12 protein-coding genes are annotated in these 11,741 nt (G+C 28.5%); all 12 read right to left on the bottom strand.

From position 1 onward, the window contains the following. Window positions 1-36: 36 nt before the first annotated feature. The 12 genes from ACTG45_RS06345 to ACTG45_RS06290 all read right to left on the bottom strand — a co-directional run bounded on the left by ACTG45_RS06345 (window position 37) and on the right by ACTG45_RS06290 (window position 11,739). Window positions 37-1,284 carry a peptidase U32 family protein gene (locus tag ACTG45_RS06345; RefSeq protein ID WP_021383971.1) on the bottom strand — a complete coding sequence of 416 codons (1,248 nt, stop codon included), beginning with the start codon at window positions 1,282-1,284 and terminating at the stop codon, window positions 37-39. Next, a complete protein-coding gene (locus ACTG45_RS06340) occupies window positions 1,271-1,945 on the bottom strand; it encodes an O-methyltransferase (protein WP_021383929.1) in 675 nt (224 codons plus the stop codon). The genes ACTG45_RS06345 and ACTG45_RS06340 overlap by 14 nt, the downstream gene beginning before the upstream one ends. 171 nt (window positions 1,946-2,116) lie before the next feature. Further along, entirely contained in the window at window positions 2,117-3,196 is a 1,080-nt protein-coding gene (mltG, locus tag ACTG45_RS06335; protein ID WP_479920024.1) for an endolytic transglycosylase MltG, read from the bottom strand. A 213-nt stretch (window positions 3,197-3,409) separates the two neighbouring features. Beyond that, complete coding sequence (locus ACTG45_RS06330) at window positions 3,410-4,735, bottom strand: pyrimidine-nucleoside phosphorylase (protein ID WP_479920023.1); 1,326 nt, start codon at window positions 4,733-4,735, stop codon at window positions 3,410-3,412. Between the two features lie 186 nt (window positions 4,736-4,921). Continuing rightward, a complete protein-coding gene (locus ACTG45_RS06325) occupies window positions 4,922-5,734 on the bottom strand; it encodes a purine-nucleoside phosphorylase (protein ID WP_479920022.1) in 813 nt (270 codons plus the stop codon). A 56-nt stretch (window positions 5,735-5,790) separates the two neighbouring features. Further along, window positions 5,791-6,963, bottom strand: a complete 1,173-nt coding sequence (locus tag ACTG45_RS06320; RefSeq protein WP_479920021.1) for a phosphopentomutase — start codon at window positions 6,961-6,963, stop codon at window positions 5,791-5,793. A 41-nt stretch (window positions 6,964-7,004) separates the two neighbouring features. Then, on the bottom strand, window positions 7,005-7,919 hold the full coding sequence (locus ACTG45_RS06315) for a tyrosine-type recombinase/integrase (RefSeq protein ID WP_021383986.1): 915 nt from the start codon (window positions 7,917-7,919) through the stop codon (window positions 7,005-7,007). Window positions 7,920-7,930: 11 nt separating this feature from the next. Beyond that, window positions 7,931-8,536 carry a stage II sporulation protein M gene (locus ACTG45_RS06310; protein WP_021383964.1) on the bottom strand — a complete coding sequence of 202 codons (606 nt, stop codon included), beginning with the start codon at window positions 8,534-8,536 and terminating at the stop codon, window positions 7,931-7,933. 68 nt (window positions 8,537-8,604) lie between these two features. Continuing rightward, the gene (locus ACTG45_RS06305) at window positions 8,605-9,141 is read right to left on the bottom strand and encodes an NUDIX hydrolase (RefSeq protein ID WP_021383955.1); all 537 of its coding nucleotides are present in this window, start codon (window positions 9,139-9,141) and stop codon (window positions 8,605-8,607) included. A 1-nt stretch (window position 9,142) separates the two neighbouring features. Beyond that, window positions 9,143-10,210 (bottom strand): DUF3866 family protein, encoded by a 1,068-nt coding sequence (locus ACTG45_RS06300; protein WP_479920020.1) that lies wholly within the window; start codon window positions 10,208-10,210, stop codon window positions 9,143-9,145. Window positions 10,211-10,214: 4 nt separating this feature from the next. Next, window positions 10,215-11,039 (bottom strand): glycosyl transferase 4 family protein, encoded by an 825-nt coding sequence (locus ACTG45_RS06295; protein WP_021383979.1) that lies wholly within the window; start codon window positions 11,037-11,039, stop codon window positions 10,215-10,217. Between the two features lie 7 nt (window positions 11,040-11,046). Further along, a complete protein-coding gene (locus ACTG45_RS06290; RefSeq protein WP_021383983.1) occupies window positions 11,047-11,739 on the bottom strand; it encodes a glycosyltransferase family 2 protein in 693 nt (230 codons plus the stop codon). Window positions 11,740-11,741 lie beyond the last annotated feature (2 nt).

Below are 11,741 nucleotides of genomic sequence, written 5' to 3'. Positions count from 1 at the left end.
TTCTAAGGGGCTAATACTATCTTTATCAAATTTTTATTATTCTTCAACCTTTTCTTCTATAACTTTTCTAAGCATATAATCTTTACCAACTTTTACTGACAACTTTAATTTCACTATTTGTCTAGGATGAGGAGCTGACTCTATGGCTTCTCCTTCTTCATTATACATTTCTTCAATTCTAGTAAACATAGTTTCTTTATATGGTCCCATGACCTCTATTTCATCACCAACGCACATTTTATTTCTTTGCTCAACCACAATAAGACCATCTTCATCTTCTGTTTCTCTAACTATACCTATAAAATCATAGTTTCTAACATATGATGCTGACTGATAATTTTGGTCTTCTGTTGTTGGTTTATTCAAATAAAAACCTGATGTAAAATGTCTATGACTACCTTTCTTTAACTCTTCCATCCACATTGGATTGAACTTCCAGTTTTCTGGGTCTTTGTAAAATTCATCTATTGCCATTCTATATGCTCTTACAACAGTAGCTACATAGTATGAAGTTTTCATCCTACCTTCTATTTTTAAACTTGTTATACCAGATTTGATTAATTCTGGTATATACTCTATCATACATAAATCTTTTGAATTAAAGAAGAATGTACCTCTTTCATCTTCATATATTGGGAAATATTCACCAGGTCTTTTTTCTTCTACTAAATGATATTGCCATCTACAAGATTGAGCACAAGAACCTTTGTTTGCATCTCTTCCAGTCATATAATTACTTATTAGGCATCTACCAGAATAAGAGATACACATAGCTCCATGCATAAATGCTTCTATATCCATATCTAAAGGTGTTTTTGCTCTTATCTCAGATATTTCATCGAAAGACAATTCTCTTGCCACTACAACTCTTTTTACTCCATGCTCGTACCAAAATTTTGCACTTAGATAATTAGTTGTATTTGCTTGCGTACTTAAATGTATTTCCATATTTGGAATTACTTTTTTAATAACACTTAGAACTCCTGGGTCAGCTATTATAACTGCATCTATTCCTATTTCTTCTAATTCCAACAAATAATCCTCTAGTTGTAGAAAATCTTCATTGTGAGGTATTATATTTACTGTTACAAATACTTTTTTACCTCTTTCATGTGCAAAAGCTACTCCTTCTGCCATATCTTCCTTACTAAAATTCTTTGCAGCAGACCTCATTCCAAAAATCTCTCCACCTATATAAACAGCATCTGCTCCATATGTTATAGCTATTTTCAATCTCTCCAAATCACCTGCTGGAGCTAAAAGTTCAACTTTATTTAATTCCATCTACGTCACCTCTTTTACTTTCTTTATAACTTAGTGCTACACCATCACCTATTGGTATCAATGATGTACTTAAATAATCGCAATTACATATATAATCTAAATAATTTCTCATTCTTTTTACTATGGTTTTCTTTCTTCTTATGACAAAATCATCATGTGCAACCATACCTTTGTATAAAATATTATCAGATACTAAAAGTCCACCATCTTTTAATTTATCTATAACTAAATCAAAGAATAACTTATATTGACCTTTGGCTGCATCTATAAATATAAGGTCAAATTCACCTTGGACTTGACTAAGCTTTTCTTCTGCATCTCCTTCTAGTATAGTTATGTTATTGTCAAATCCAGCTAATTTTATATTTTCTTTTGCTTTTTCTATCATTTTTTCATTTCTCTCAACAGTTGTTATATCTGCATCGTTTCCTATAATAGTAGCAAAAAAAATAGAAGAATAACCAATTGCGCAACCTACTTCTAAAACTCTCTTTGGCTTTTGAATCTTTAATAAGACTTTTAACAAATCTGAAACTTCTTTATGTATTATAGGAACGCTATTTTCCTCTGCATAAATTTCTAACTCTTTTAAAAGTCCTTCTTTTTCTTTTAATGTCACTCTTATATAATCTTCAACCAAGTCATTAACTATATTACTCATAAAAACACTCCCTAAAATAATAAACATTCAAACATTGTCTTAATTTATTATTTTTTAAATTCATATTGTTATATATATTTACACTTTCTTTATTATAAATCTAAGAATAACAATTTTCAATAAAAAAGCCCAACATTATTCTTACCCTGTTAGACTTTTTATAATCATCGTTTATTTTTTTGTATTTTCTTTATTTGTTGTTTTTGTATCTTTGCCTTGCTTATCTCTTGCTTCTTTATATTCTTTGACATATTTTAAATGGTCTTGATAGTTTGTACTATAGTTATTTCCACCATCAATCTTAGCTACAAAATAGAGATAATCAGTTTTATCTGGATATAGTGCTGCTTCAATAGATTTTATGCCAGGATTTGATATTGGTGTAGGAGGCAATCCTTTATTTTTATAACTATTATATGGTGAATCAATTTTTAAATCATCATATGTTACAATTTTCTTTCTCTCTTCAAATATATATTGTATTGTTGCATCAGATTGAAGAGGCATACCTACCTTAAGTCTATTATAAAACACACTTGCTATTATTGGTCTGTCTTTATCAAGAACAGCTTCTTTCTCAATTATTGAAGCCATTTCCATTACTTCTTGAAGAGTCATCTTTGATTCTTTTTGCTTATTTTTAAGCTTGTCCGTATATTTACTATCAAATACCTTTAACATTTCGCTTAAAATATCTTTTTCTGATTGTTTCTTTGAATTAAAATAATAAGTTTCTGGATATAAGAATCCTTCCAAAGAAGTTATTCCCTCTTCCTTCAAGTATGGAAATTCATCATAAAATTCTTGAGGTTTTTTTATTAAATTTTCAAAAGTAGTTTTATCTCCTAGATTTTTGTTTACTAACATTGCTATAATTTCTTTTGATGTAGCACCTTCTGGAATAGTTACTTTTACACCATCATGATATATTTTACCTGAAGCCAGAAGACTTATTATATCATTATTTGAATACGATTGGTTAAGTAAATATGTTCCTGATTTTATAGATGGGGCTTTATTACTAACCTTTACCAAAAGTTTAAATAATAGTTCATTTTTTATTAATTTATTTTCATATAATATGTCAGATATTTTTCCAACAGATGCACCACTTGGGATATCAATAATTACATCATTCTTGTTATTTTTATTATAAGGACCTATTTGCATAGATACAAATATACCTGCTAAGATAATTAAAATAACAATTATTAATGCTGCTATTTTTAATCTATTTTCTTTAAATTTCATAATATAATCTACTCCTTATGTATATTTATCCATTTTCTATTATAAAGCTAGATACTCTAATTTTCAATCACCTTGTCGAATAAACTTATTTATATTTCAAAAAATATTTTAAAATATATTTTTTGATATTCGTTTATCACTTATCAAAAAAATAAAAAACCTAACACTATTTTTGACATGTTAGGCCTTTTATAATCACTTTTCTAAAATTTTCTAAAACTTTTTGATTTCATCTTTAGTTACAATACCATATATTAATTTATTTTTTTCTATTTTTTTATCTACAATGGAATATGAATTAATAAATCTGTCTTTTGCCAATAAAAACTTTTGTTCATCATCGTAATACAAGTATGCTAAAACTTCACCTTCATTTACATAATCTCCAACTTTCTTTTCTAAGATTATCCCTGCCGATAAATCTAAAATATCATCCTTAGTCTCTCTACCTGCTCCAAGAATCATAGCTGATAAACCAACTTCTTCAGCCTTAATTTTACTTATATAACCTGATTTAGTTGATTTAACTGGATGTTTATATTTTGGTTTTTTAAATAAAGAATAATCATCTACTACATTTTTATTTCCACCTTGGTTTTCTATGAATTCTTTAAGTTTCTGTACTGCACTACCAGATTTTATAGATTCTCTTATCTTTTCAATACCATCGTCAAAATCATGTGCAACCTTTGATAAAACTAACATATATGCTCCTAATACTTCACATAGTTCAACAAGGTCTTTAGGTCCATTTCCTTTTAAAGTTTCAATTGCTTCTATAACTTCTAAAGAATTTCCTATTGCAAAACCTAAAGGTTCATCCATATCTGTTACAATTCCTATTGTATCTTTGTTCATACCAGTACCTATATCAACCATAGATTTCGCTAATTCAAAAGATTCTTCTAAAGTCTTCATAAATGCTCCATCTCCAGTTTTTACATCTAGCACAATTGCATCCGCTCCTGAAGACAATTTTTTGGACATTACACTAGATGCTATTAATGATATATTATCAACAGTTGCTGTAACATCTCTAAGTGCATATATTTTCTTATCTGCAATTGCTACCTTGGCACTTTGACCACATACTGCTATTTTAGACTTATTTACAGAATCAATAAACTTATTTATATCCATTTCTGTTGAAAAACCTGGTATAGACTCCAACTTATCAATAGTGCCACCAGTATGACCAAGACCTCTACCAGACATTTTTGCAACTGGTGCTCCACATGAAGCAACCAAAGGTATAAGGGCTATAGTTGTCTTGTCTCCTACACCGCCAGTACTATGCTTATCTACCTTTATACCATCTATATCTGATAGCTTTATAATATCACCAGAGTTCATCATCGCTTCTGTAAGATAAACAGTTTCTTGTTTATTCATCTTATTTAGGTAAATAGACATTAATAGCGCAGAAGCTTGATAATCAGGTATATCTCCTTTTGAATAGTTTTCTATAAAATAATGTATTTCTTCTTTACTAAGTTCTAGTTTGTCTCTCTTCTTTTTTATAATATCATACATTCTCATACTTGAAATCTCCATTCTAACTTGTAATAATTTAAATAAATATTAAACTTTAAAACAATTTCAAATCTTATAGTATTATAAAAAAACTGTCTCTTATTAGAAATAATTTTCTATATTAAGACAGCTCTTTATTAATTCTTTTCAAATAATACATCAGCTATTTCATTATAAATCTACTCAAAATATTTATAAATTTTTAACTGTACTCTTAACTAAATTCATAAATTCTACTTTTACTTTTTGAGTAGTTTGTATTACTTCCTCATGGCTTAGTGGTTGATTTAAGATACCAGCAGCCATATTAGTTATACAAGATATCCCAATAACGCTAATATTAGAATGTGCTGCTACTATAACTTCTGGAACAGTAGACATTCCTACAGCATCAGCTCCTAATATTTGAGCCATTCTTACTTCTGCTGGTGTTTCATAGTTTGGACCACTAAAAAACATATACACGCCTTCTTTTACATCTATCTTGTATTCTTTTGCACAGTCTTTAACTATATCTACATATTTAGAAGAATATGCATCTGACATATCTGGAAATCTAGCTCCAATCCTATCATCGTTTTTGCCTACTAATGGATTGCTTCCACTAAAGTTTATATGGTCTCTTATAATCATCAAGTCCCCTGCTTCAAACTTTTTATTTACTCCTCCAGCAGCATTGGTTACTATAAGAATTTCAACTCCTAAAGCTTTCATAACTCTTACTGGAAAAGTAGCCTCTTTCTGAGAATATCCTTCATAGTAATGAAATCTCCCCTGCATAGCAATTACTTCTTTCCCTTCAAGCTTTCCAATAACAAGTTGTCCAGCATGTCCTTCTACTGTTGATACAGGGAAATTTGGAATTTCACTATATTTAATTATGACAGAATCTTCTATATCATTTGCCAAATCTCCAAGTCCAGAACCTAATATTAAACCAATTTTAGGTTTTATACTAATTTTAGAATTTATAAATTTGCTACTTTGTTCTATCTTTTCAAACATTCCAATCCCTCCATTCTATTAAGCTAAATTTTTTGACTTTTTATTTATATTTTAATTTAGAATAATTCTTTTTTAAAACTTGACCCATGTTTAGGCAATTTTACATCTAGTATATCTGCAACAGTTGCTCCAATATCAGCAAAAGTATCTCTTATTCCTAAATTAAATCCTTTTTTAACCTTATTACCATAAATCATAACTGGTATATATTCTCTTGTATGGTCTGTACCTTTATATGTTGGGTCATTCCCATGGTCTGCATTGATTATAAGCACATCATCTTCTCTCATATTCTCCATTATTTCAGGAAGTCTACTATCAAACTCCTCAAGAGCCTTCTTATATCCTTCTGGGTCTCTTCTATGTCCATATTTAGAATCAAAATCCACAAGATTTGAATATATTAGACCTTTGTTTTTTTGTTTCATATAATTTAAAGTTTCATCTACTCCATCCATATTACTTTTAGTATGGATAGCATCTGTAATTCCTTTTCCATTAAAAATATCTTCTATTTTTCCGACTGCTAAAACATCAAGCCCTGACTCTTTTATATTATCCAGAACAGTGGGTTCAAATGGGTCTAATGAATAGTCTCTTCTATTTGAAGTTCTAACAAATTCACCAGTTTTCTTCCCTATGAATGGTCTAGCAATTACTCTAGCAACTGCATTATCTCCCATCATTATTTCCCTAGCTATTTTACACATATTGTAAAGTTCTTCTAGTGGGATTACTTCTTCATTTGCAGCTATTTGAAATACACTATCAGCTGAAGTGTATACTATCACATCACCAGTTTTTATTTGGTGCTCTCCATATTCATCAATTATCACAGTCCCTGAAGCTGGTTTATTTCCTATTACTTTTCTTCCAGTTTTTTGCTCGAATTCTTCTATTATTTCTTTTGAGAATCCATGTTCAAATGTTTTAAAAGGCTTGTCAACTATTATACCAGTCATTTCCCAATGACCAGTAGTAGTATCTTTCCCTTGAGACATTTCCTTGCATTTTCCAAAACAACCTATTGGTTCTTTTATACTTTCAAAAAAATCTACACCCTCTATATTACCTATCCCTAATTTTCTCATATTAGGAATTTGTATATCTGGATATTTCTTAAATATATTTCCAAGAGTACTTACATCCTTACTGTCTCCAAAATTTTCAGCATCAGGCAATGCTCCTATCCCAACACTGTCAATTACAATCCAAATCACTCTGCTCATATAAATACGCTCCTTTTAAATTATAAAATTTGCTATACAGTCTATTTAGCCTCTGCTTTTTGTAATTCTATATCAATATCATTTCTTGGATGTTTTTCCTTTATTTCTCTTCTCACGTTTTTATCTATATGATTTAAATATACTTGAAGGCTAGATAGATTAACATTTCCTAAAATTTTACTTACAACAGCAATGTTAGCACCTTCATTTAATAAATGAATTGCAAATGAATGTCTAAGCATTGTAGGATTTATATTTTTATCTATATTAGCTAAATTAGAATATTTTTTTATGACTTTCCAAAGACCTTGTCGTGTAAACCTTTGACCCAATGAACTTACAAATAATGATTTTTCACCTTCCACAGCTATTTTAGGTCTTGCTTCTTTTAAATACTTATCTAAATAAAGTTTTGTAATATCACAAAGTGGTATTACTCTTTGATTTTTACAACATGAATTACAATATATATAGTCAATATCCAGGTCAACATCTTCTACGTTCATATCTACTAATTCAGATACTTTTATGCCAGTACCATATAATACCTCAAAAATAGCCTTGTCCCTAATCAACTTAGGTGTTGTTAACTTTGGAAACTTTAATAATCTTTCAATTTCTTCTTCTGTAAGTATATTTATATTTTCTTTTTTTATTTTAGGTTTTTTTATGTCCTTTGCAGGATTATTTGTGCATACATGATTTAAAAATAAATAATCATGAAAAGATTTTATAGAGGATATCATCCTCGCTATTGTAGCTATTGATACATTATCTTTTTCCAACTTTATTAAATAACTTATAATATCATTTTCAACTATATCTACTAGTTTAATACTTTTTTGATTTATATATTCCATATATTTTTTTATATCCATAAAGTATGATGCCACTGTATTTTCTGATAATTTTTTTTTATCTTTTATGTAATCTATATATCCCTCTATAATATCCATTATAAACTCCTTTATTTAACTAGGAACTTAATAATACCAATACTTGCAGTATTTAATATTAATTGCAACCCCAATGATAGTGCTATTATAATTATAATATTTAGTATATACCTCTTAATTAAAAATTGCATATTTTTTCTGTTATTCTTTTTAAATTCATAAACCATCTCTTTGAAATAGCTTAAACTAATTAATGTTAATATGATTGCACATGGAATAATAATCAAATTTTTAAATAATATTATTAAAATCATTTTTACGCTTTTAAACTTTAATGCCAATATAAAACTATTTATTGTATATCCTATTGACATACCTTTTAATACAAAAACTACTAACACTGCTGGAATTGTCACTACAAACAAACTTAATAGAGCTATTGAGCCCATAAAAATTCCATCTGACTTTAAATTTTGTATAACTGTCTCTTTTATGTTTAGATTTAGATTATAATACTCTACAGCAGGATTTATATTGTTTAATATATTGTCACTAGAACCTGGCAAGATTTTATTTATATAAGACCCAATAACAATAGACATCATAAACAACAATCCTATAATAATTATTTGTCTATTCAATTCTCTAAAATCATTTTTTCTATATGTTCTTCTCAATTTTATTCCCCCTTGTCCTTTATAAAATAATATGCTTTAGGACAAGGGGTTATTCATTTTTATAAATATTAATTTTTAAACATATCTTTTACTAATAATAATCCAATAGAAGTTTTTGCATCTTCAATATCATTCTTTAATACCATATTATATGCCTCTTCAAGCTCAACTTCATATACATCTAAAAACTCATCTGCATCTAAGTTATTCTCTCCTGGAGTAAGCCCAGTTGCTAAATATACGAACATTATCTCATTAGAAAAACCTGCTGAAGTGAAAAATTTATGTATTAATTTAATATTTTTTGCACTATACCCAGTTTCTTCTTTTAGTTCTCTTTCAGCACATTCTTTTGGACTTTCATTTTTTTCTAGTTTACCAGCTGGAATTTCGAAAATTGGCTTTTCTATAGGCTTTCTAAATTGCTTAACTAGTACAATTTTGTTATCATCTGTAATTGCAACTATTCCTACTGCTCCACCAACTTCTACTAACTCCCTTTTTTGATATCCTTGCCCTGGAATTTCAACAGTATCAACCTTTAAAGTAATTACTTTACCTGTATAAACCCTATCACTACTAATAGTTTTTTCTTCTAATACCATCTTAAACCTCCATTAAGTAATATGCTACTGTACTTGCAGCTTTAAAAAATGCCTCATCTTGTTCATAATTTCTTCCCATACTTTTTACTTTTAGATTAAAATAGTCTAAATCCTCTTTCGTTTTATTATTATCTATATAAATTATATTATGCTTTTTATCTAAACCATTTAAACTTACTTGTTCTTTTATAAAACTTAATTTTTCATCATCATATATGGTTATTGGTATATCTACATTTACATTTACAATTTCTTTAAATACAGTCATACTATGATGTGAAATACCTTGATGCCTTTCTCTTTTATCAGCAAAACTAATTCTTGGAATTGCTATTGCTCTTCCTCCAAGTTTTTTTACCGCATCAAGAATTGGACCTTGTTCAATTCCTGTAAATCCATATTTTGTTCCTGTACCAGCAATTCCTGGTCCCATACTTACAAATACTACATCTGCTTTTAATATTTCTTTTGCTGTAATTAGCGCAGTGTATATATTTATACATTCATAATCTCCACCAAATGCATTGCCTATTGTTATGGTACTGTCTATTAATTTTTTTGCTTTCAAAGTATCCACATTTTTACTTAAATAAATTGGAAGAGATGCTCCATCAGTCATTATATATACTAACTTTTTATTGGGATTACTTCTTTTAAATGAAGCTGCAAATGGCGTTAACATACTGTGAAGAGTTCCTACCACAACAGAAAGACCTTCTAATCCTTTAAAGTTTTCAAATGCATCATGATAAATACTTTCTTGTTCTTCAATAGAATCAACTTTTATTTGAAAAGGTGTATACCTAAGTTTCATTATATGTCCACCTTCAGTTAAAGTAGATTCTAAGTTATTTAAATTAGTTATTACAAAATGGTATCCACCTGTACCTAAACTCAATTCTACTGCCGTTGTATTTAAAACTACTTCATCTCCTATACTTACGCTTCCAGATAGTTTTGGATAATTATATGCCCTTTGCACTTCCCCATTTATATTCACTCTTATATCATCAAGAGTTTCAGTTTGGCTTACTATTGACTCAACAATCCCCACTCTTTTGCTTATCATAATGCTACCTTCCCAATTTATCTATAAAATTTAATAATTTATTTTTTTCTATTATCTTAGTTAATGAGTATTTCTCAGTGAATATATGCATAATAACTACGAATATTAACCACCCTAATCTAACATTAAATGAATATCCAAAAGCAATCATGATTCCAATAGATATTCCAAGAACATTTGAACCAGTATCTCCCATCATTGCTCTTGCTTTTAAATCATAATTAAAATATGCAAGTACATTTGGTACTATAAGTAATGGAAGCACTTGAACAAAACCTGTCAATGTTAAAAATATAATCACCATTATAAATAAGTATACTTTTATTGCCCTCCCTGGTCTTAAATCCAAGAGATTCATTAAATTAGTCGATAGAGCTATTATTAGTGTGTTTATTATTATGTCAATTATGTCTTTTGATATAGCAACAGAAACTATAAGTCCTACAAATCCACCAAATAATGCTTTAAAACCACCAGTTGTAAGACTTCCTTTAAATAGACTTTTAAAATGTCCCTTTAAACCACTTACATCTCTATTTCCAATAATATCGTCTAGTATCCCTGCAAAAAACATGGATATCATACCAAACATAAACATAAATATATATGCTAAATCCCTAAATTCTGTAGTAAAGAGAGCAAGTATTATTCCGTTAATTACAACCATCGGCAAAAACACAATACCCATACTTACTGGTATCATATCTTTTTTATAGTTTGGCCTAAGTACATTTCCATTTATCAATAGATTTTTAAATAGTGGTATTACAGCATAGGTTCCAAATAATCCTGTTAATAGTAAAATGGTATAAAGTATATAATCTTTCACTAAGATATTACCTCCATTCTTTCTTTTTTTGTCCTAAAACCTTTTTTATGTGATAATACTGTTTTCCTCTATGAATAAATCCTTTTAAATTTCTTCCTGTTTCATTGTGAGTCATATTCACTAATACTTCTTTAATTTTAAATCCATACTTTAATATATCAATAGTCATACCAACTTCTACTCCATATCCAAAAGGTATTTCATCAAATTTTTCTAAAACTTCTCTTTTAAATATTCTTTGGCCTGATAAAGTTGCGTCTAACTCAACACCTGTCATCTCAAAAACAGAATTTTTAGCTAAACCTTTTACAAATCCCAATCCTCCTTTTTTCTTTGCAGGAGGAAACTTAGCTATAGTAACATCAGCATCACCATTTAATATAGGCACTATTAATTTCTCAACTTCTTTAGCAGAACTTCCTAAATCTCCATCTAAAAATCCTATAATGTCTGCATTTTTCATCGCTAACTTAATACCATAATTTAAAGCATATCCTTTACCTCTATTTTTATCTAACTTAAAAAATTTAATCTTTTCATTTTCTAGTTCAGATACAACTTTAGCAGTATTATCAATTGAACCATCATCAACGACTATTATTTCGTTTATTTGTTTAATATCCACTATACTATCTAACGTATATTTTATTCTACTTTCCTCATTATAAGCTGGTATTATTATACTTATATAAGAATTCATTT

This window comes from Clostridioides sp. LIBA-7602 (genome assembly GCF_056688945.1).
This window is presented reverse-complemented; position numbering and strand designations above follow the sequence as displayed.

Coding starts and splice junctions, on each gene's coding strand:
- ACTG45_RS06345 (WP_021383971.1), bottom strand. CDS start 1,284: ATGGAATTAAATAAAGTTGAACTTTTAGCTCCAGCAGGTGATTTGGAG.
- ACTG45_RS06340 (WP_021383929.1), bottom strand. CDS start 1,945: ATGAGTAATATAGTTAATGACTTGGTTGAAGATTATATAAGAGTGACA.
- mltG (WP_479920024.1), bottom strand. CDS start 3,196: ATGAAATTTAAAGAAAATAGATTAAAAATAGCAGCATTAATAATTGTT.
- ACTG45_RS06330 (WP_479920023.1), bottom strand. CDS start 4,735: ATGAGAATGTATGATATTATAAAAAAGAAGAGAGACAAACTAGAACTT.
- ACTG45_RS06325 (WP_479920022.1), bottom strand. CDS start 5,734: ATGTTTGAAAAGATAGAACAAAGTAGCAAATTTATAAATTCTAAAATT.
- ACTG45_RS06320 (WP_479920021.1), bottom strand. CDS start 6,963: ATGAGCAGAGTGATTTGGATTGTAATTGACAGTGTTGGGATAGGAGCA.
- ACTG45_RS06315 (WP_021383986.1), bottom strand. CDS start 7,919: ATGGATATTATAGAGGGATATATAGATTACATAAAAGATAAAAAAAAA.
- ACTG45_RS06305 (WP_021383955.1), bottom strand. CDS start 9,141: ATGGTATTAGAAGAAAAAACTATTAGTAGTGATAGGGTTTATACAGGT.
- ACTG45_RS06300 (WP_479920020.1), bottom strand. CDS start 10,210: ATGATAAGCAAAAGAGTGGGGATTGTTGAGTCAATAGTAAGCCAAACT.
- ACTG45_RS06290 (WP_021383983.1), bottom strand. CDS start 11,739: ATGAATTCTTATATAAGTATAATAATACCAGCTTATAATGAGGAAAGT.